19 protein-coding genes are annotated in these 21,023 nt (G+C 40.0%); 4 read left to right on the top strand and 15 right to left on the bottom strand.

Annotation, left to right across the window (positions count from 1 at the left end; all coding sequences use genetic code 11):
• Window positions 1-193 precede the first annotated feature (193 nt).
• The gene (locus F981_RS22085; protein ID WP_004725942.1) at window positions 194-880 is read right to left on the bottom strand and encodes a response regulator; all 687 of its coding nucleotides are present in this window, start codon (window positions 878-880) and stop codon (window positions 194-196) included.
• 16 nt (window positions 881-896) lie between these two features.
• A complete protein-coding gene (baeS, locus tag F981_RS22080; RefSeq protein ID WP_035371923.1) occupies window positions 897-2,639 on the bottom strand; it encodes a sensor histidine kinase efflux regulator BaeS in 1,743 nt (580 codons plus the stop codon).
• 138 nt (window positions 2,640-2,777) lie between these two features.
• Between baeS and F981_RS22075 the strand changes: the two genes are divergently transcribed.
• On the top strand, window positions 2,778-3,398 hold the full coding sequence (locus tag F981_RS22075; protein WP_004725937.1) for a hypothetical protein: 621 nt from the start codon (window positions 2,778-2,780) through the stop codon (window positions 3,396-3,398).
• 61 nt (window positions 3,399-3,459) lie between these two features.
• On the opposite strand, the gene yjgA is transcribed toward F981_RS22075, so the two are convergent.
• The 9 genes from yjgA to mazG all read right to left on the bottom strand — a co-directional run bounded on the left by yjgA (window position 3,460) and on the right by mazG (window position 10,190).
• The gene (yjgA, locus tag F981_RS22070) at window positions 3,460-3,999 is read right to left on the bottom strand and encodes a ribosome biogenesis factor YjgA (protein WP_004725935.1); all 540 of its coding nucleotides are present in this window, start codon (window positions 3,997-3,999) and stop codon (window positions 3,460-3,462) included.
• Window positions 4,000-4,001: 2 nt separating this feature from the next.
• The gene (locus F981_RS22065) at window positions 4,002-4,271 is read right to left on the bottom strand and encodes an HPr family phosphocarrier protein (RefSeq protein WP_004725933.1); all 270 of its coding nucleotides are present in this window, start codon (window positions 4,269-4,271) and stop codon (window positions 4,002-4,004) included.
• Entirely contained in the window at window positions 4,268-5,119 is an 852-nt protein-coding gene (gene rapZ / locus F981_RS22060) for an RNase adapter RapZ (protein WP_004725931.1), read from the bottom strand. Before rapZ ends, F981_RS22065 begins: the two co-directional genes overlap by 4 nt.
• A gap of 25 nt (window positions 5,120-5,144) precedes the next feature.
• Window positions 5,145-5,990, bottom strand: a complete 846-nt coding sequence (panC, locus tag F981_RS22055; RefSeq protein WP_004725929.1) for a pantoate--beta-alanine ligase — start codon at window positions 5,988-5,990, stop codon at window positions 5,145-5,147.
• Window positions 5,991-5,992: 2 nt separating this feature from the next.
• Window positions 5,993-6,802, bottom strand: a complete 810-nt coding sequence (gene panB, locus F981_RS22050; RefSeq protein ID WP_004725927.1) for a 3-methyl-2-oxobutanoate hydroxymethyltransferase — start codon at window positions 6,800-6,802, stop codon at window positions 5,993-5,995.
• A 46-nt stretch (window positions 6,803-6,848) separates the two neighbouring features.
• Window positions 6,849-7,334, bottom strand: coding sequence for a 2-amino-4-hydroxy-6-hydroxymethyldihydropteridine diphosphokinase (gene folK / locus F981_RS22045; RefSeq protein ID WP_035371916.1), 486 nt, complete (start codon window positions 7,332-7,334; stop codon window positions 6,849-6,851).
• Entirely contained in the window at window positions 7,328-8,809 is a 1,482-nt protein-coding gene (gene pcnB / locus F981_RS22040; RefSeq protein ID WP_004725923.1) for a polynucleotide adenylyltransferase PcnB, read from the bottom strand. The genes folK and pcnB overlap by 7 nt, the downstream gene beginning before the upstream one ends.
• Window positions 8,810-8,956: 147 nt before the next feature.
• Window positions 8,957-9,418 carry a ComEA family DNA-binding protein gene (locus tag F981_RS22035; protein WP_004725921.1) on the bottom strand — a complete coding sequence of 154 codons (462 nt, stop codon included), beginning with the start codon at window positions 9,416-9,418 and terminating at the stop codon, window positions 8,957-8,959.
• Window positions 9,411-10,190, bottom strand: a complete 780-nt coding sequence (mazG, locus tag F981_RS22030) for a nucleoside triphosphate pyrophosphohydrolase (RefSeq protein ID WP_004725919.1) — start codon at window positions 10,188-10,190, stop codon at window positions 9,411-9,413. The genes F981_RS22035 and mazG overlap by 8 nt, the downstream gene beginning before the upstream one ends.
• Before the next feature lie 105 nt (window positions 10,191-10,295).
• Between mazG and F981_RS22025 the strand changes: the two genes are divergently transcribed.
• Entirely contained in the window at window positions 10,296-11,078 is a 783-nt protein-coding gene (locus tag F981_RS22025; protein ID WP_004725917.1) for an SDR family oxidoreductase, read from the top strand.
• A 149-nt stretch (window positions 11,079-11,227) separates the two neighbouring features.
• Here F981_RS22025 and F981_RS22020 read toward each other — a convergent pair whose 3' ends face one another.
• The 4 genes from F981_RS22020 to cysM are packed head-to-tail and all read right to left on the bottom strand — an operon-like array spanning window position 11,228 to window position 16,766.
• Window positions 11,228-13,534, bottom strand: coding sequence for a RelA/SpoT family protein (locus F981_RS22020; RefSeq protein ID WP_004725915.1), 2,307 nt, complete (start codon window positions 13,532-13,534; stop codon window positions 11,228-11,230).
• 27 nt (window positions 13,535-13,561) lie between these two features.
• A complete protein-coding gene (rlmD, locus tag F981_RS22015; protein WP_004725913.1) occupies window positions 13,562-14,956 on the bottom strand; it encodes a 23S rRNA (uracil(1939)-C(5))-methyltransferase RlmD in 1,395 nt (464 codons plus the stop codon).
• Window positions 14,957-14,964: 8 nt separating this feature from the next.
• Window positions 14,965-15,786: a 3'-5' exonuclease gene (locus F981_RS22010; protein WP_004725911.1), complete on the bottom strand. Its 822-nt coding sequence runs from the start codon at window positions 15,784-15,786 to the stop codon at window positions 14,965-14,967.
• 59 nt (window positions 15,787-15,845) lie between these two features.
• Window positions 15,846-16,766, bottom strand: coding sequence for a cysteine synthase CysM (gene cysM / locus F981_RS22005; RefSeq protein WP_004725909.1), 921 nt, complete (start codon window positions 16,764-16,766; stop codon window positions 15,846-15,848).
• Between the two features lie 314 nt (window positions 16,767-17,080).
• On the opposite strand from cysM, the gene F981_RS22000 reads away from it, so the two are divergent.
• Together F981_RS22000 and F981_RS21995 are read left to right on the top strand one after the other, a co-directional pair.
• Window positions 17,081-19,888, top strand: coding sequence for a GacS-like sensor histidine kinase (locus F981_RS22000; protein ID WP_004725908.1), 2,808 nt, complete (start codon window positions 17,081-17,083; stop codon window positions 19,886-19,888).
• Window positions 19,889-20,221: 333 nt separating this feature from the next.
• Window positions 20,222-21,010, top strand: a complete 789-nt coding sequence (locus tag F981_RS21995) for a crotonase/enoyl-CoA hydratase family protein (protein WP_004725906.1) — start codon at window positions 20,222-20,224, stop codon at window positions 21,008-21,010.
• The last annotated feature ends 13 nt before the right edge of the window (window positions 21,011-21,023 follow it).

The following is a 21,023-nucleotide window of genomic DNA, read 5'->3' as shown; positions in this document are numbered from 1 at the left end:
TTGGATCGCACATTAGATCAACAGACCTAACCTCTATCTACTCACGATTCAGTCAAAATTAGAATGTATCAATAAACATAAAGTTATATGTTTATTTTTCAAACATAACTTTTTACATTTATAAACATTTACCCACAATATCTGTGGATAAACCTGTGTTTATCCACAACGATGAACTTAAAATGTCGAAAACTTAATCTTCTGGATATTCAAAACGGTAGCCTACGCCATAAACAGCTTGTACCCATTCATGACGATTTCCGGTTTCCGCTGCTTCAGATATTTTACGACGTAAGTTCTTGATATGACTATCAATAACACGGTCAGCAACATCAAAACTATCTGGGTTAATATGGTCTAAAAGTTGCGCTCTAGAATAGACTTGTCCCAAATGTTCGAGGAAAAGCTCTAAAAGGCGGAATTCAGTTGGCGTTAAATTCAACGATTTTTGTTGATACCAGATACGTTGTTGTGCTTTATCAATACGAAATAAGTCATTGGCTTCAGGTTCAGCTTTACGTTCTAAACGGCGTAATACCGCTTGTACACGTGCCACCAACTCTTTTGGGCTAAAAGGTTTACAGACATAGTCATCTGCTCCCATATTTAAACCCAAGACACGATCGATTTCTTCAGTTCGTGCAGTCACCATGATAATCGGTAAGTCGGTTTGCTCACGCACTTTACGGCAAATGGTCAAACCATCCATACGCGGAACCATCAAATCCAACACCATTAAACTTGGCTTGCGTTGCAGAAAGCTGTCATAAGCTTCTTGACCATCATGAAACATACTGACTTCAAAGCCCGCTGCTTCTAGATAATCCCGCACCAATTGCGCAAGTTCAACTTCATCCTCTACCAGCATGATATGCTTCATGTTGTACTATTCCTGTTTAAACTTTAGTATGTTTTGAAAATGTCAGTTTGCAACGCAAACCGCCTAATGGCGAATGATCAAAAGTAAGCTGACCATCGAGTGTTTGTGCAATTTTACCTGATAAAGCCAATCCCAATCCTGTACCGCCTGTACTACGTGTACGTGAATTATCCACACGATAGAAACGTTCGCCCAAGTGTACAATCTGTTCATCACTCAAACCCACTGGGCTATCATCAACGATCACACTCCAAGAATCTGCATCTTGCTCTGTATGCACTTGGACTTCACCACCTGCTTCAGTATAGCGAATACTATTTCCAAGTAAGTTGACCATAATTTGCTTAAAGCGATCTATATCTAATTGTAATTTCGCTCCCTCACCTGTGGCTGAAATTGTTAAATCAGCCTGTTCAAATTTAGGTTTAAAATTCTCGATTTCCTGTAAAACCACCAACCAAGGATCAATTTCTGCAAAGTAGCATTTTAATTGTTGTGCTTCAGCTTGCGCCAAATCGGCTAAATCCTGTGTCAGCTTTTTCAAGCTCGTGACCTGACGTAACATCGCTTCAAAATGTTCTGGTGTCGGCTTGCGAATTCCATCCTGCATGGCTTCAATCTGTGCTTGTAATACTGCTAATGGCGTTTTTAATTCATGTGAAGTATCAGCAACCCACTGACGGCGTGATGTTTCATGCTGGTCGAGAATGACAGCCAGTTGATTTAACTCTGTTGACAAGTCTCCTAATTCATCATTGCGGTTAATCACCACTTGATGCTGGTAGTTACCTTTGGTTAATTCGCGAGTTGCGTTCAATAAACGTTGAATCGGTGTTTTAAAATAAGTCGCCAATAACAATGCGGCAACCAAGCTTGATAAGAAGGTGAAGATATAAATCAGCACTAAATAACGCTTTTGATTACTAAAGAAGTTAATACTCAGCGCATCATCCTGATCTAAAACTGGTTTTAAACCCAAGTAACCGACCACTTCGTCATTGACTAAAATCGGACGATAAGACACCTGATCATCTGACGGTTCACCTAAAATAAACTGTTGTTTTGCATCATATAAAGAAAGTCGTGAACTCAGCCCCAAACGGTCAGGCAATGACACAAATATCTTTTTGCCATTCTGCGGATTTACCGTTCGCATCGAATCTCGCGTTGGCGCTTCTTTCGCTGCAGAAGCTGGTGCTTCATGTCCTGCTGAAAGATGACCTTTATCTTTGCCTATAGGCGGTTTATTTGCTTTACGATCTGAGGGTCTATATAAGTTTTGATTTGAACTAAGCGGAAATTTCAAACCTTCAAAAGGTTGATAAGCTGAGGGTAAATTTTCTTCGAGAATTTTCAGTTCTTCTTTATCCAGTTGAGACTTATGAACGGCACCGTCCGTTTGTCCCAAAGTCGCCACCATTGTATGTTCTTTAAAGTAGCGTTGCTGTAAAGCGATATCATACTGACGACGTAGCCACCAGCGTGATAATTTATCATAATCATCAGGCGCAGCATCACCTTCAATTTGCAAAATCTGTGCTTGAACCGCGTTACCCCAGTCTTGATAGACTCCATATACATCTGCCAAGTTTTCGATCAGATGATCAAGTTTCTGCATTTCAACATCTGCAACATATCTGGCAAAGTTCTTTTGCATGGTCCAATGTAAAACACCCAAGCTCACTGTTGTAATGACTAAAGTTGTCAATAAAACGGTCAGAAATAAGCGTAATGCAATGGGAACTCGACGTATTTTCAAAACTGGTCTCACGTTTTTCTTCTCATTTCAACATTGTACCCAACAGTTGCTCAAAATTCTCTCCATTGTTTCTACATCATTATTATTTAATCTTTACTGTATCAACAGAACATCAAAATATTCATTGGAGTAGTAACAATGAAAGCAATGACAAAAATCGCACTGGTATCAGCAAGTATTTTAACTGCAGGGGCTTTGACGGCCTGTCAATCCAATCCTGGTCCTAAAGAAGGTCCAGATGGCCGTCCAATGATGCATGGTGGACATCATAAAATGTCACCAGAACAACGCGAAGAAATGAAACAGAAACGTGCTCAACATAAAGCGTTACGCCAACAAATGCAAAAAGCCTGTGATGGCAAAGCAATTGGTCAAACGGTTCAGGTGACAGCAGGTCAGCAAAATATTAATGGTACATGTAATATCGTATTCAAGCCTGATCACAAGGCGATGAAAGAAATGAAACAGGATTACCGTCGTGATGGAGAACAACGTGGCCGTATGATGCATCATGAAGGACCACGTATGAAAGACATGACCGAAGAGCAACGTGCTCAAATTAAGCAAGAATTTGCACAAAAACGTGCAGAACGTAAAGCACAGTGGGATGCGATTCAAAAATCATGTGCAGGCCAAACTGATGGCAAGGCAATTCAAGTAAAAATGAATGACAAAATCATCGATGGTAAATGCGTTGTTAAATTCCAGCCAGAATTTAAAGCAGGCGAAAACATGCCCATGATGCCATCAAAAGTTTAATCTATCTCGGCTAAATATAAAAAACGACCCAAAAGGGTCGTTTTTTATTTGTCACGATAGTTTACTTGGAATTATCCGAAATCAAAGCCACTTGTTGGGCATAATTTAATAACTTAAGTTTAGAAGCCGCTAATTCTTCAGCAGTGGCTTGGCGGGTGATATCCCGATGAATGCGCAATACATGCTGACGTAAAGAATGACTTTCTGCAGCATTGTAAGATTTACAGAATTCTTTAATTGCAGGATCACGCTGTTCAATCATTCGATCAACCCAACGATCCAATTGCGCCAACTTTTTAATCCCTTGTTTAGGGGTTAAATAAGACAAAATGATGGCTTCATCTTCATTACGCAAAAGCTTACCAATCCGTTGAAATTGACGGCGACGTGCTTCAAAAGATGTGATCAATTGCACATCAAGCAAAGCCTCAATCAACCGATCTTCAACAGGTAAAGATTCAATTTGTTTCTTCGACAACTCTGCGAGTTGTTCACCTAAAGCAGCCATACGTTGTACAGCTTTTTTCTGTTCGGTTTTACTTGCACGCCCTTCTAAAGACTCAAAATCATCTTCAGTAAAACGTTGCGGACGACGTGCCACGATTATTCTGCCTCGTAAAATTTATCTGCGAACAGTGCTTGAACTTCAGACAAAGCTTTTTCTTCATCTGCACCATCAATCACTAGACGCAAGGTGGTTCCTTTACCAGCTCCGAGCATAAGTAAAGAAAGGATATTCTTGGCATCGACTAACTTGTCACCCTTACCAATTTGAATAGAGCATTTAAATTTAGTCGTGACTTCGATTAGTTTTCCAGATGCACGCGCATGTAATCCTAATTTATTAATTACGTCAACAGTTGTGTCAATCATGACCAGTGCTTCATTTCTCTATGTAATACCTGAATAGTCCATTTCGACTCAAGAGCCTTTTTCAACCTATCCACAATATAAACCGAACGATGTTGCCCCCCCGTACAGCCAATTGACACTGTAATATAGTGACGATGACCTTCCGAAAAAGCAGGCAACCACTTATTTAAAAACTGATAGATGTCTTGATACATCTCATTTGCTTGCTCGCTGGCTTCTAAAAATTTACGTACTGGTTCATCTAAACCCGAATATTTACGTAACTCTAAATCCCAATGTGGATTCGGCAAATGCCTTACATCAAAAACAAAATCTGCATCTAATGGAATACCATGTTTATAACCAAAAGATTGCAAAATTAAAATGAGTTTATCGGACTGTCCCAGTTTGGACAATAAGGTATCTTTTAAATCGTGTACACTTTTATCCGTTGTATCGATATGTACTGTTGCTCGCAGTTGAATTGGGAGCAATAAATTTTTTTCTTCTTGAATACATTCATTCAAACTTTGGAAGCGGTTTGATAAAGGATGTGGACGTCGCGATGCACTAAAACGCGAAATCAACTCCTGATCACGAGTCGTTAAATAAATAACGTCTACACTACCATGTTTCTGTAACTGTTGAAAAACCTGATCAAAACCTTGTAAATCTTCTTTGGCACTTCGAACATCGACACCGAGTGCCAATAACTCTAAATTGTTTTCTCTATCCAGCTTTTCAACGATTTCAGGAAGCAATGCCAAAGGCAAATTATCGATACAGTAATAACCCAAATCTTCAAGCACCTGCAAAGCAGATGATTTACCTGAACCAGACTGTCCTGTTACGATAAGTATGCGCTTCATGGCATGGCGATCCTAAAAGCAAAGTTTATGTAAAATGTTTTACTTGTAAATTGTCAATCAGACGAGTCTTGCCTAATTTCGCTGCAACAAACAATACAACATCTTGGTCGAATTGTTCAACTTTTTGCAACGCTGGGCTACGTGCTTCGACATAATCCACAATTAACCCTGCATCATTTAAACTTTCACGAATTTGTGCCAAGACATCTGCAAGTGCTTTACCTGCATGTAAATCTTGTTCAGCAGTCGTTAAGCTCTTAAAAATAACAGGAGCTGTTTGACGATCTTGTTCAGATAAGTAACCATTACGAGAACTTAAGGCCAAACCATCTTCAGCACGTGCAATTGGCACACCAATCACTTCAATTGGCATATTCAAATCACGAACAACCTGCTTAATCACAGCCAATTGTTGATAATCTTTCTGTCCAAAAAATGCAAAGTTCGGCTGTACAATATTAAACAATTTGGTGACAACGACAGCGACACCATCAAAATGACCGGGACGTTGTAAACCGCACAAATCATTGGTAATTTCGCCCACACTGATATTGGTTAAGCGCGGGAATTTACCATACATTTGTTCCACAGAAGGTGCAAAAACAATGTCGCAACCCACTTCAGCAAGTAAATTACTGTCTTGCTCAAGTGTACGAGGATAATTATCAAAATCTTCATTCGGTCCAAATTGGATTGGATTGACGAAAATACTGACCACCACCACATCACATAATTTACGCGCTTCACGAACCAGATTTAAGTGGCCTTGATGTAGATTTCCCATCGTCGGTACAAAACCAATGATTTTACGTGCCGATCGAGCAGGCTGAAGTGATGCTGTTAATCCTTGAATGGTCGTTTCTGTCTTCATGTTTACAGCTCTACTTGGAAAGTATGTTCTTTGGCAGGGAATGATTGCTCTTGTACAGCAACATGATATGCCTTAAATGCATCCACGATTGCAGTTTCCCCTGCTTGTTCTTTCATAAAATTACGTACAAAACGTGCCACTTTACCAAACGTCAAACCAAGCATATCTTGCACCACAAGTACTTGACCATCGGTATCTGCACCAGCACCAATGCCAATCACAGGAACGTGTGGGAATAATTCAGCAATTTCTTTACCCATCTGTGCCGGAACACATTCGAGCAATAACACAGCGGCACCTGCCTCGACTACAGCTTTACAGTCCGCAATCAGTTGATCTGCTGATTCACGTGTTTTCGCTTGTAATTTATAACCACCAAAAACATGCACCGATTGTGGTGTTAAACCCAAATGTACACAAACAGGAATACCATTTCGTGTCAAAACTTCTACAGTTTCAGCCAGCCACTCACCGCCCTCAATTTTCACCATTTGAGCGCCCGCTTGCATCACGGTTTTTGAATTGAGCAACGCATCATTAAGCGTGGCATAACTCATAAAGGGTAAATCACACAGGACAAACGCATGTTGATTTGCACGACGTACAGCAGCAGTATGATAGGCCATATCTGCAACAGTCACAGGCAAGGTAGAATCATGCCCTTGGATTGTCATCCCTAAAGAATCACCAATCAAAATGGTGTCAATCTCAGCAACTTCCATACCTTTTGCCATACTTGCATCATAGCAAGTTAAGCATGAAAATTTACGTCCCTGAGTTTTGAATTGTCTTAAATCACTTAGGCTAATCATGACGATATTCCTCTATCAATGAGAGTTCCTCTGCCCATTCAATCCTTTAATCAGCCCATGACTGATCTGCTAAAACACTAAGGGTTGAATGTTGCACGAAATCTAACTTTTGCAATGATTGTCCATTGACTTGAAGCTCAGGATCGAGATCCAACAATGGAATCACCACAAAATCACGCTCTAAAATACCAATATGCGGTACTGTGAGCCGCTCATTTATAATGTTTTTTTCAGCATAAAGCAAAAGATCTAAATCTAAAGTACGCTCACCCCAACGGCGTAAACGTACTCGACCCGATTCATTTTCAATACGTTGCAACTCATCCAGCAAGGCCAAAGGCGCTAAATCAGTGTGTAATTCTGCAACTGCATTGTGATAATTTGGCTGATCTTGAGGCCCCATCGGTGGGCTTTGATACAGCTTTGAAACAGTAACAACACCTAAGTTTCTGAGTTTTTCTACAGCTTCCCGTAGAATTTGCTCAGAATCACCTAAATTACTGCCTAAACCAATATAGGTTTTAATCATGATTGTGTCGGTCCAAAAATCACACTGCTTAAATCACGTTGTACGCGTCTACGCTTGGTGATTGGATGATCCGCTGTAATCTCGCCTTTGTTTACTGCCGTTCGAGCATCACTTCTACTTCTAAAATCTTGAGATGATGTTGAGTTTGGTTTAGCCCGTGAACGACGGCTACGAGATTCTTGTTCTTTCACCAATGGTTCAATTTGCGTGGAAGCTATTGCTTTTACATCTTCAACAGGGGCAACTTCAGCAAGTTTCTTACGACTCTTGGCACGCTGACGATTATAACTGCCAATTGCACGTTCTTTCTCATCAGTCGACATGTCTTGGTAAGCTTCCCACCATGCACCCATGCCATTGGTAGAAGCATCACCTGACTTCTCTCTCAACAGCAAGAAATCAAATCCTGCACGGAAACGTGCATGACCCGAAAGCGCTTCAATCTGTTGTGGTTTCGGGTTGAGCAAACGACTTTGCATTTCCCAGACTTCACGAATAAAGGTTTCGGCAAAACGAGGAATAATGGTTCGTGTCGCTTGACGTTTTAACACATCTAAGCCTGCTTGAGCTCGTGCTTCTGCAGCAACTACACCTTTAGCATGGTAGAAATCACAACGCGCTAAGAAATTATTCCAAAGCAATACCGCATAGAAAAATGCAGGATTAATGGTTTTACCCATTTGAATCCGTTGATCGGTATTTTTCGCTGCGCGCTCTATAAATTGGGTAATCTCAGGGCTAATATCAGCAAATAATTGCTTCCAAATACCAAATTCAATCAACATCGGCATCACACGATGCAAATGTCCCATGGTGAATAATTTTTGCGACTCATCATATAAACGATGCGGAGAAACATCACGCAGCAATTGTGTCATTTCTTGGGTAAAAACGTCTAATATTTTAGGATCTATACTAAAATTTAACTTCGCAGCAAAACGTAATGTACGCAACATCCGTACTGGATCTTCTTCAAAACGAAGTGCTGGATCACCCAATAGTCTTAAAGTTTTGGTTTTTATATCATCAATAGCATTACAAAAATCGAGCACTTCCCCTTTTCGAGGTTGGTAATACATGGCATTAATGGAAAAATCACGTCGAGCAAAATCTTGCTCTATTGTTCCCCAATTGTTGTCACGTAAAATCATCCCTTGTGCAGAGGTAATGGCTTTTTTCGGTGGGGCACGGAATGTCGCCACCTCAATCAATTCACGACCTGAATACACATGTGCCAATTCAAAACGTCGCCCAATAATTCGGCAACGACGACCAAATACCTCTTTCACCTGTGAAGGTGTTGCATTGGTCACAGCATCGTAGTCTTTCGGATTTAAGCCAAGCATTAAATCACGTACACCACCACCGACTATATAAGCTTCATAGCCAGCTTTAGTTAAAGAATCAATAACATCTAAAATGGAGGAAGGTAATTGAGCGGTGGATAACCCACACTTTGACGCACGCAAAGTTTGCAAAAGACACTGTCTCCTACGTCAGGACGTAAAAATCATAATTGTGCTAATGATATCGCTTACACAGCTAAAGGGCAATTTGATTCTCGCAAACTTCACTTGAATTTATGGACTATTGATAATTCGTCGATCTACAGGCTGTTAAACCCATCATAAACTCAGTCGTGCCCTATTCTGCTCGAAAAGTTTCTCGCCAATCCCCTTCACTTTTTTTAAGTCATCAATACTTTTAAATCCGCCATTCTGATTGCGATAAGCAATAATCGCCTGTGCTTTCTTTGCTCCCACACCCGTGAGCTGTTGTAATTGCTCGACACTTGCAGAGTTTAAACTGACTTTTGAAGCTGAGCTGTTTAAAGATTGAGTAGGTGATGATGGGCCTTTGTGATTGCTATTCGATGGTGATGTTTTGCTATTCGGTCGCGAAAGATAGTATTGATCATCGACTTTTTTTAATTTTGCATCATGGGCCTGTTGTTCTGCTTTCCAGTTGAGATAAGCTTGATCAAACTGTTGTGCATACAAGCTCAAGGAGCAACTCAAAAGCACCAATAAAAAAGATAATTTAATTAGTTTTACTACACGATTAAAATAAAAATACTGATTACTCATTGCTAACCTTTGATTTTAATTGTTGCTTTGCCTGATCCCAAAGGAGATCCATTTCTTCTAAAGACGCATCTTCTAATCTTTTATTTTTAAAATTGATTTGATCTTCAATATAAGCAAAGCGAGATTTAAATTTATAAATGGTTCCTAACAGCGCCATCTCACTTGAAATGCCTAGTTTACGCCCTACATTGATTAAAGAAAATAAACAATCACCAAATTCTTCCATAATTTCATCAGGTTTTTCCGATTGCAGCGCCTCTTCAAACTCTGCCAATTCTTCTTTGACTTTATCGTAGGCCTGCGCCACATCAGGAAAATCAAAGCCTACTTTTGCGACATTTTTTTGAATGTTTTCTGCCTGAGATAAAGCGGGACCATGTTTTACCGCATCTAATCGAGATTGAGTTTTGCCCTGTTTTTCTTGTTGTTTAATTTCCTGCCACAACACCGACACTTGTTCAGGGGTTAAATTATCAAATTGTTGTTTTTGGAAAACATGTGGATGGCGTCGAATCAATTTTTGACAAAGTACATCGACAACATCGTTAAAATCAAAAGCCCCCTGCTCACTGTACATCTGTGATTGAAAAACCACTTGTAGCAATAAATCACCTAATTCATTTTTAATTTCATCTATATCACCAGAACGTACTGCTTCTTCCACTTCATATGCTTCTTCAATCGCATAGCGCGTTAAACTTTCAGGTGTCTGTTCACGATCCCAAGGGCATTCTGCACGTAATTGTTTCATGATGGCGAATAGCTGTTGCATTTTATGTCCTTTAAGATCAATAACAAATGACTGCACAACACTTGTTGTTATGCATATTTTATGTTCAACTCTTTGCAATCAAAATAAACTAAAAAGGATGCTGCAATGAGTCAAAGCATATTCATTAGTGGTGCTGCGCAAGGGATTGGGGCTGCGATTGCACGTCTATTCTACCAACAAGGTTATCAAGTTGGTATTTATGATATCAATGAAGCGCAGGCTCAAATTTTAGCAGATCAATTGGGTGACAATGCCAAAGCGGGAAAATTAGATGTGAGCGATTATGCACAATGGCAAACCGCGCTTAAAGAATTTTCTCAATGGGCAAATGGTCTCAACATTTTAGTCAATAATGCTGGGATTCTTTATTCTGGAGATTTTGAAAAAACTGAGATTAGTGCTCATCACCGTACAATCAATATCAATGTCAATGGCGTTTTAAATGGCTGTCATGCCGCACTTCCCTATCTAAAACAAGCGAAATTTGCGCGTATCATCAATCTTTCCTCAGCATCAGCCATTTATGGACAAGCAGATTTAGTCTCTTATTCTGCCAGTAAATTTGCCGTACGCGGTATTACAGAAGGATTAGATATTGAATGGCAAAAATATGGTATTCGCGTACTGGATGTGATGCCTCTTTTTGTCCAAACAGCGATGGTGACAGACATGGATGCAGGCGCGATTCAAAATATTGGAGTCAGTCTCACGCCCCAAGATGTTGCCGAACAAGTGTTTGCACAGGTTAAAGCCAAAGGCTCACTTTTCACGGCTACACATCGCCCAGTCGGGTTAAAAACCAAAGTAATGTTTACACTTTCTGCTATTAGCCCTCAATTTATCAATCGCTTTAGCAATTTAATACTCACGAGAAAATCTAAAACCTAAGCTTTAATACTGTAAAAACCAACCCAATAGAGACCAATTTTTTTATAAATCAATTATATAAAGCAAACCATTATATTAGATAATAAAAAACTCGCATTTCACGAGTTTTTTATTGTTCAAATCATAAAATCTGATCAAGCTAACATAGCTTAATTACCTTGAACCAAACGTCGAGCACTAATAATGCCAGGCTGTTGTTCCAATCTTGCTAAGAGGCGAGACAATTGCGCCAAACCTTTAACTTCAATCAACAATTTCATATTAGCAATACCATCTGCTTCAGAAATCGTATTCACCTGACGGATATTGATCTGATCTGAAAAAATCACTTGGGTCAAATCTTTTAACAAACCACGGCGATCATACGCTTCCACCACAATTTGCACACTTTGCCCACGTGTCGGTTGCATTTCCCAATCCGCTTCAACCGCACGATCAGGTTCTAACTTGATCATGCGCATATAATCTGGGCATGCAACCTTGTGAATACTGACACCACGATTCAATGTGATATATCCAGCAATTGACTCACCATGAACAGGCTGACAACATTGTGCAATATGTAATTCAACATTGTCCAAACCATCAATTAAAATTCCATGCGCCGACAAGGTATGACTTGCGCGTGGATTTAATGTTGGTTTTAAAACCAGCTCTGGTTCATCCTGATCTAAGTGCATGTGGCGATTGACTTGATTGATCAAGGCATGAAGGCTAATTTCCCCACTCACCAAAGACACAAGGATGTCATCCCCAGTTTTCACATTGAAATGATTACAATAATCACTTAAATCAATACTTTTCGGGTGAATCGCTAAACGTGAAAGTTCTTTATTGAGCAACTCACGCCCAACTTCCAAATTTTTACTGCGATCTTGTTGTCTAAACCAGTGGCGCAACTTGTCACGCGCACGCGCTGTTTTAATATAACCCAAAGAGTTAACCAACCAATCACGATTGGGTTCTCGATCTTTCTTGGTTAAAATCTCAACCTGTTCGCCTGTTTTTAAGGTATAGGTTAACGGCACATAGCGTTGGTTGACCCGTGATGCATAGCACTTATTGCCGACCTCAGTATGCACATGATAAGCAAAATCAAGCACCGTCGATCCGCGTGGTAGTTCTTTAATATCCCCATCACGACTAAACACATAGATTTTTTCAAAACCTTCAAAATCTTGAATTTGTTCAAAATCTTCTGTTTCATCTTCATTGGGATGTGCACTGGTTTCGGTACGTTCTTGATAATGTTCAAGCACTGCACGTAAAGAATGCAAACGATGATTAAATGAATAGTCGGTGGTTTTCGAGCCTTCTTTATAATTGAAGTGTGAACACACGCCCAACTCGGCTTCTTCATGCATTTCTTTGGTTCGAATCTGGATTTCCAAAGATTTATTTTCTGCAATCACCGCAGTATGTAAAGAGCGATAACCATTGGCTTTGGGGTTGGTAATATAGTCATCGAACTGATGAGGAATATGACGCCAAATTTGATGCACAATGCCTAAAGCGTGATAACACTCTGCGACAGATTTAACCAAGACGCGTAACGCGCGAATATCATAAAGCTGATCAAAACTCAGATTTTTACTCTTCATTTTGCGGTAGATCGAATAAATATGTTTTACCCGACCTGAAATCTCGGCCTCGATATCATGCCCAGCCAGCTCATTCTTGAGTTTATCCACCACAAACTGAATATATTGCTCACGCTCTAGACGCTTTTCATTAAGTAAAGAAGCAATCTCTTTATAACGTTCAGGTGCCAAATAACGGAAAGCAAGATCTTCGAGCTCCCACTTTAATTGCGCAATGCCTAAACGATGCGCCAAAGGCGAATAGATGGTGAGAATTTCTCGTGCAACACGCTCTTGACGCTCTTTTGAAGAATGCGCCAATTCACGTAAAGCAAAGGTACGTTCAGCCAGTTTAATCAATACCACGCGAACATCTTCTGTCACAGAAATCAACATCTTATAGATGCCTGTTAGGTGTTCACGCTGATTATTATTAAAGTGATCTTCTAAACGTTTATTCTTTTCAATCAGTTCAGAAAGTTTACCCATCGCCAAAGTGCCTTTGACAAGGTTGTAAACCTGCTCACCGCATTGTTGCTGTATTTCCTCTAAAGTCGTGAGATCTTCACGCACACTACGATAAAGCACAGCTGCTGCCAGCGTATCTTCATCGACATGTAAATGCGCGAGAATATCGGCCATTCCAATGCCTGTTGCAAAGGTATTGGTTCTGGAATTTACTGTGGTCGCCAATTCTTTTTGTAATACTAATTGCGCGACTTCTTCTAACTGCTTAAGTTCAGCACCGTCTAAAATTCCACGCACTCGATCTAGCCAAGTTGCTAGAGCCTGTTGCGCTTCATCGGCATGTTCTACAGTCGCTTCCTCTGATAGCTCATTGAGCTGATCAGGAAGTTGCTCACGTACTGTGACCATACCCTACTCCTCTAACTCTATATTTCATTATAAATCGTTTATCTCTAATTTCTTTTCAAACAAAGCAATCGATTCTACATGCCCTGTGTGCGTAAACATGTCCATCACACCGGCTTTAGTGAGCTGATAACCATGTTGTACCAAAATTCCAGCATCTCTCGCCAATGTTGCGGGATTACACGACACATAAACGATTCTTTGCGCACCAAATTTGGGCAAATAATGCATAACTTGTTCTGCACCCGCACGAGGAGGGTCAATCAATAATGCATCAAATCCTTGATTTGCCCAAGAATAATGCGAAAAGTCTTTTGTTAAATCTTGTGAATAGAATTTAACATTGCTTATGCGATTGTTCAGTGCATTTTCTGTACCACGCCTCACCATCGCTTCGCTACCTTCAACAGCAATGACTTTTCCTGTAGCACCCACACGTTTAGCGAGCGGCAGAGAAAAATTCCCCAATCCACAAAATAAATCCAAAACAGTTTCACCTGCTTTCAACTCAAGCAAATCACATGCCAGATTAACCATCTGCGGATTTACAGTGGGATTCACTTGGGTAAAATCTGTTGGATTAAACGCAAACTCAATATCAAAATCTTTTAAACGGTAATGCAAATGCATGTCTGCCTGAGCATCATCTAGACGTTGTACACTTTCCACACCCGCAGGTTGCAAATACAACTGCCACTGTTTCTGTAACGCATATTGTTGCAATAGGTTGACATCATGGGCTTTTAATTTTTCAGTATGGCGAACCAATAATGAAATTTCGCTATCGCCTTTGGCTAATTCTATATGACCAATGCTGCTTTTGCCTTTTAGACTTTCGAGTAATGCCTTGATTTCAGGTAAAGCCTGATCTAATTCAATATCTAAAATTTTACAGGTTTCAATTGCAGTTAAGTGGTTGCTCTGTGCTTCACGAAAACCCATCAGTAATTTATTTTGTTTAGCTAAATAACGCACCCCTATTCGGGCTTTATGTCGATAGTCGGTACGTGTTGAACGCAATGGCGCTAACCACTGTTCAGGCACTAAACCCGCAAAGTGGCTAAGATGTGATTTTAAAACATCTTGTTTTAAGCGAATTTGCTCATCTGGATGAATATGTTGCATATTGCATCCACCGCAAGTACCAAAATGTGGACAGATCGGTTGAATACGATGTGGATTTGGCTCACTGAGTAATTCAATACTGTCCGCTTCTTCAAGTTTGGATACTTGACGCGTCACTTGAGCTTTTACGATTTCACCAGGCAGTGCATAGCGAATAAAAACTTTTTTACCCTGCTTTTCACTTGGATGATTGAGTTCTGTACCATAATGCGCAATCCCTCGCCCTTCGTGTGACAATCTTTCAACTTTAAAAATATATTGTGGAAGCTGAGATGGTCGAGGTTTGGCTCTATGTTTCAAAGGGATACCTAATCGGGTGTGGAGGAAAAATCTGCTTGAGTAAATTCAGTTCGTTGTGAGGTTTCACGCCAAACATTTAAAAACTCATGTTGTTGAGTTTGTCCTTGCAAATAATGAATAGAGGCTTGAATCCATAAACGGTGATCTTGCAAAGAAATCTGACCTTTAAGCAAAGCCCATCTTAAGAAAATCAACCATGTATTTAAAACATCACCTTCGCAATAGCTGGTGAGTTTCAACCATTGCTGTGTATTCACATATTCGGGAACAAAATAACCTGAAATACCACGTTTACCGGGATAACCCAATAAATGTGCAACATCATCCAATTTCTGGAAATGACGTCCATTAAACATCGCCATGACATCCATTAAGTCGACATGACGGTTGTGGTATCTGTTCTGATAGTTATTATACCTTTTTTGTGTGTCAATCTCACCTTGATCGAACAAACTTGGCGCAGATAGTCCATGATACATGGCGCGGAATAAAATCACAGGCAAATCAAACTGTGAACCATTCCAGCTCACGAGTGTTGGATGTCTTTTATCAAAGATAGATAAAAATTTTTGTAAAATTTCAGTTTCAGTATAGTGCTCTCGACTAAATGAAAACAGTTTCATCACACCATTTTCATCAATCCACAATCCCGAAATACAAACAATTTCATGTAAAGCCAAGCGCTGAAAATCCATCCCCGATTCTTGACGGCGTAGTTTTGCCAACGCCTGTTCTAAATCGTCCTGTGGTAAATCCAAGCCATATAAATGCGCCCCAGACTTAAGATCGGTCAGGGTTTCGATATCAAAAACTAAAACTGGAAGACGCATAAAAGCTTTACTCAATACTCAAGTTTGCCATCATGAAGCAATTTATGACTTCGAAGCAACTATTCTTCATCCTCAACAGAGAACAAACCTGTAGAAAGATAACGATCACCTCTGTCACAGACAATACAGACAATCACTGCGTCTGGATTTTCTTCAGCAATTTTAACCGATGCCCATACAGCACCACCTGAAGAAGTCCCAGCACTAATGCCTTCTTGACGTGCTAAACGGCGTGCGGTTTTTTCTGCTTCAATTTGCGGAATATCCATGATCTGATCGACACGGCTTGGATCAAAAATAGTCGGTAAGTATTCTTGTGGCCAACGACGAATACCCGCAATATTTGAACCTTCTGAAGGTTGTAATCCGATAATTTGAATATCTGGATTTTGTTCTTTTAAATATTTAGAGATCCCCATGATCGTGCCCGTTGTGCCCATAGAGCTCACGAAATGGGTGATTTTCCCTGCGGTTTGTTGCCAAATTTCAGGGCCTGTAGTCAGGTAGTGTGCTTCCACATTGTCTGGGTTGCCAAACTGATTTAATACTAAACCTTGGCCTTCACTTTGCATTTGCAAAGCCATATCACGCGCAACCTCCATATTGGTTGCTTCGATCAATTCAGCCCCATAGGCACGCATCGCATCTTTACGCTCTTGGCTAGAGTTCCCTGGCATGATCAATTTCATTTTATAACCACGCATTGCGGCGACCATTGCCAACGCAATCCCAGTATTTCCACTCGTCGCCTCGATCAACGTATCACCCGGCTTAATTTGACCACGCTGTTCAGCTTTCATGATCATGTTATATGCAGGACGATCTTTAACAGAACCAGCAGGATTATTGCCTTCTAGCTTTGCCAATACTGTTGCTTGAGTATGACTTGCCAAACGTTGTAAACGCACCAGAGGAGTTTTTCCTACATAGTGATCTAACAAAAATTCGTCGGCTAAGAAATCAGGTTGTGTGTGACTCATCGGTTGCACCTATATCGAGGTGGGCATATTGTATGAAAAAAAGAAACATACTGCACATCTTTCCGTTTCATTTTGCTTGGAATGATCAAACTAAATTCATATATATCAACACACCCAAGTAGGAGCATGATTTTCTTTATTGAATAAAATTAAATACATATAAAAAAATAAACTTTACTTAGAATTAGAAATGATAAAGTTATCTATAAAACAGCATAACTCGTTTTCAATTCACAAGATTTTTAGTCATATTGTCATGCAGGATGATTAAAGCATGTTAATATCTTTGCCATGGGCAATGAGTTGCTGGAACAATGTCGAATTTCAATAAAAAACTATTTAAACGCTTAAAACTCAATCACGCTTATGGTCAACTTATTGCGTTAATTTTCGTGCCAATTATGATTTTGGCATGTGTTGGTACAGCACTGGTTCTTTCTGAAACATCAGCTGCTGCCAAGTCTAAACAGCGCTTCCAAGCCATCGCGATATTGAGCCGTTACCAATATACTGCTGAGCAACTCACCGCAGTCATGGAACAGGATCCAATTCAACACGCCAAAGCTGAAAGCATTTTACAAAAAATGTTTAACGAAAAGCATTTACTTAGTGCAGCGATTTTAGATGAAAATAACGTTAATCATTTAAGTGTAGGCTACCAAAATCAACGTGCTTGGCCAAAAATTCCAAAATCAGGCACTTTCTTTGGGCCAATTCAAAATAAGTACAACAATATTTATGGGATTAAACTTAATCCCAGCAAATCTGCTGAAAATATGTGGTTGGTGATTGAACTTGATAATCAACCTTTAGAAATTTCACATTATCGTGTCATGATCGTGTTGATTACAACTGCCTTATTAACGCTATTGTTGCTTCTATTGTGTCTAAACTTCTATTCAAGACGCTGGATTGCACCGATGTACGAAATTCGGATGCAATTGCAACGCTTAAATGCAGATACGCTTGATCAACATATGGTGATCAACAGTACTGGGGAACTGCGCTTATTACAGCGTGATATTGCCAATGTAGTGAAACGGCTACATTTCAGCTTCCTTGAGCTAAAAGAACATACTGAACAAACAGAAGATGACTTACGTCGTACATTAGACACCTTAGAAGTCCAGAACATTACCTATAAACAAGCCCGTGATCAGGCGATTTCATCCAATCAGGCGAAGTCGGTCTTCCTTGCCAATATCAGTCATGAATTACGTACCCCATTAAATAGTATTGATGGCTTTATTCATTTGATGTTGCGCCAAGACAATTTAAGCAATGATCAAAGTTTATATTTACAGACCATCCGTAAGTCTTCTGCACATTTATTGGCATTGATTAATGATGTACTCGATTTCTCAAAAATTGATGCAGGTAAATTAGAACTCGAAACCGCACCTTTTGATCTTGAAGAAGCAATTTTCGATGTGATGGATATGCTCTCTCCATTGGCAGCGCAAAAGCATATCGAGATGGCATTCTATTTTGCCGACAATGTGCCTAAACATGTCATTGGCGATGCCTTACGCTTTAAACAGGTGCTGACCAATCTTATTTCCAATGCGATTAAATTCACCCCTGATGGTGAAATTATTGTTCGTGCGCGCATGGAACACGATGATATCGGGCAATGTTTGCTGCACTTTAGTGTACAAGACAGTGGTATTGGTTTAAGTGGCACCGATCGTAAACGACTATTTGAATCATTCTCTCAAGGTGATGCTTCTGTCACTCGCCAATTCGGTGGTACAGGACTCGGTTTAGCCATTTCTAAGCAACTTGTACATTTGATGCATGGTCAAATTGGCTTTGAAGATAACCAAGAACGTGCACCCACAGAAAAAGGTTCAACCTTCTGGTTTACTGCCATGTTAACGGTAAATGAAGATGAAAAAATTGTTCATCCATCATTTAAAAACTTAAATGTAGTGTCTTTCTTGGCACACCCTGCAACCGCCAATGTATTACGTCATTATTTAGAAGACTATCAAGTCCAGCACACTGAAGCACAATCAATTTTAGATCTGTTTAGCCGACTAAATAGCTTAGAAAAAAATACTGAAAATACCTGGTTGATTGTTGATCATAGTGGAGATACTGAAGCCTTACTTAAAGAAATTCGTGGTCGTTATCAAGGTCATTTGGCGGTATATGGTTATCAAATGTCACTTGATCCAAATATGTTGACTGAATATAAAGCACGTCCACTGTATCAACCGCTGAGTCGTAGTTCAGTGATTCAACTATTGAGCAATCAGCCTGTTTTTGAACAAGAACATCATAAAGACTTTAAAGGGCAAGATTTACATGTTTTAGCAGTAGATGATCATTTACCGAATTTGATCGTACTAGAAGCGCTATTAGGCGAGCTAAATGTAAAAACCACCAAAGCTCTCAGTGGTCAAGAAGCCTTAACCATTATTCAGCAAGGGGTTGAACAAGGTGCAAAACCATTTGATCTTATCTTTATGGATATTCAAATGCCAGTCATGTCTGGGATTGATACCACACGGGCAATTCGCTCGCTGGAATCTACCTTAGATGGTATGCGAATGCCGATTATTGCATTGACAGCTCACGCATTGGCTGATGAAAAACAAAAACTACTCAAAGTGGGTATGGATGACTATGTAACCAAGCCGATCCAGATTGAACAAATTATTCAAATTCTCACCAATTGGACAAGCGATAAATTTATTCAACATCAACAGCCTATCGAAAATACAGTATATATCGAAGCGCTGGACTCTTATATTCTAGATTGGAAACAAAGCCTTGCTTTAGCGGCCAATAAAGAAGATCTCGCACAAGATTTGTTAAAAATGCTAGTCGACAGCTTCCCAACGGAGTTGGCTGAAATTGAGCAACTCATTGAGCTTGAGGACTTCCCGCAATTAGAACATGTGTTACATCGCTTATATGGCGCTACCCGTTATGTCGGCACACCAAAATTGCAACGCATTACGGGTGATTTTGAACAATTTATTTCCATGCTACGCAAAGAGCGCCGTAAAGCAGATGAAGCCTTTATCCAAGACGTGATGAAACGCTTTGATGAACTTCAATTGGCGATTCATGAAGTTGAAACAGCTGCACAGCAGATTTTACCCGCTTCATAAATACAGCGCAGTTCTAGCCGATTCAGCGCTATAAACGCTTTTCTTATCGCGTTTTAAGCTGTTTTTAAACCCGCAGGATAAAACCCCAATTGACTCTGGGTTTTATCCTGCGTATGGTTTTTATTGTTTCTTTAAAACAGCATGAATTAGAACAATCTTTTTATTGCAATCATCTTTTTAAAGATCCAATAAAATGATACAAGTCACTATTGCAATCCTGTTTTGGCTTTACTACCCAATTGGCACATCAACACAGTTTCGGTGACTCTACTGTCATGTAACTATTCAATTCACATGCTATGCTGATGACCAAGGAAAAAATGAGTCAAGATCATGGCACTACTACATATAGAAAAAAACAATGGTATCGCAACAGTTTCATTAAATCGTCCAGATAAACGCAATGCCATGAGTTTTGCTTTACTCCGTGAACTGGTAAGCGTCGCACAACAGATTAAAAAAGACCGCAGTATTCGTGTGGTGATTCTGACGGGTGAAGCCAATGTATTTAGTGCAGGTATTGACCTTGCTGACTTAAATAGTCCAAAAAATACAGCCTTTGCTGCTTGGGAACTGATTAAACCTGGTCAAAGCCTATTCCAAAAAGCATTTTTGATCTGGCAAGAACTGCCTGTCCCTGTCATTGCAGCAATTGAAGGTTTCTGTTTTGGTGCAGGGATGCAACTTGCATTGGCTGCAGATATTCGTATTGCACACCCAGAGACTAAAATGTCAATCATGGAAAGCCGTTGGGGGCTTGTGCCTGACATGGGCTTAACCCGTTCAATCAAGGGCGTGATTGGTATTGATTTAGCCAAAGAGCTTACTCTCACTGCACGTATTTTTGATGGCAATTATGCCAAAGACATTGGTTTGGTGACGCATGTAGACGACTCACCGTTGGCAAAAGCTCAAGCCATTGCAGAAGAGATGCTGCAACGCTCACCAGATGCGCTGATGGCGGCTAAACGTGTTTTAGATGCTATGGAACATCAACCTCAGAAATCTTTACGTTTAGAGAAGATTTGGCAGTTAAAATTACTCTTGGGTAAAAATAGTCAAATTGCACGTAAAAAGGATAAAAATCCTGAATTAAAATTTTTACCGCGCCAATACAAATAATCCAAAATTATTA

It is taken from the genome of Acinetobacter guillouiae CIP 63.46 (assembly GCF_000368145.1).
GTDB lineage: Bacteria > Pseudomonadota > Gammaproteobacteria > Pseudomonadales > Moraxellaceae > Acinetobacter > Acinetobacter guillouiae.
The sequence above is the reverse complement of the archived record's forward strand: the minus strand, read 5'-3'. Positions and strand labels throughout refer to the sequence as shown.

Bases quoted from the DNA above. Each gene is read 5' to 3' on its own strand.
- F981_RS22085 (WP_004725942.1), bottom strand. From the start codon at position 880: ATGAAGCATATCATGCTGGTAGAGGATGAAGTTGAACTTGCGCAATTG.
- F981_RS22075 (WP_004725937.1), top strand. From the start codon at position 2,778: ATGAAAGCAATGACAAAAATCGCACTGGTATCAGCAAGTATTTTAACT.
- F981_RS22065 (WP_004725933.1), bottom strand. From the start codon at position 4,271: ATGATTGACACAACTGTTGACGTAATTAATAAATTAGGATTACATGCG.
- rapZ (WP_004725931.1), bottom strand. From the start codon at position 5,119: ATGAAGCGCATACTTATCGTAACAGGACAGTCTGGTTCAGGTAAATCA.
- panC (WP_004725929.1), bottom strand. From the start codon at position 5,990: ATGAAGACAGAAACGACCATTCAAGGATTAACAGCATCACTTCAGCCT.
- panB (WP_004725927.1), bottom strand. From the start codon at position 6,802: ATGATTAGCCTAAGTGATTTAAGACAATTCAAAACTCAGGGACGTAAA.
- F981_RS22035 (WP_004725921.1), bottom strand. From the start codon at position 9,418: ATGAGTAATCAGTATTTTTATTTTAATCGTGTAGTAAAACTAATTAAA.
- mazG (WP_004725919.1), bottom strand. From the start codon at position 10,190: ATGCAACAGCTATTCGCCATCATGAAACAATTACGTGCAGAATGCCCT.
- F981_RS22025 (WP_004725917.1), top strand. From the start codon at position 10,296: ATGAGTCAAAGCATATTCATTAGTGGTGCTGCGCAAGGGATTGGGGCT.
- F981_RS22020 (WP_004725915.1), bottom strand. From the start codon at position 13,534: ATGGTCACAGTACGTGAGCAACTTCCTGATCAGCTCAATGAGCTATCA.
- F981_RS22010 (WP_004725911.1), bottom strand. From the start codon at position 15,786: ATGCGTCTTCCAGTTTTAGTTTTTGATATCGAAACCCTGACCGATCTT.
- cysM (WP_004725909.1), bottom strand. From the start codon at position 16,766: ATGAGTCACACACAACCTGATTTCTTAGCCGACGAATTTTTGTTAGAT.
- F981_RS22000 (WP_004725908.1), top strand. From the start codon at position 17,081: ATGTCGAATTTCAATAAAAAACTATTTAAACGCTTAAAACTCAATCAC.
- F981_RS21995 (WP_004725906.1), top strand. From the start codon at position 20,222: ATGGCACTACTACATATAGAAAAAAACAATGGTATCGCAACAGTTTCA.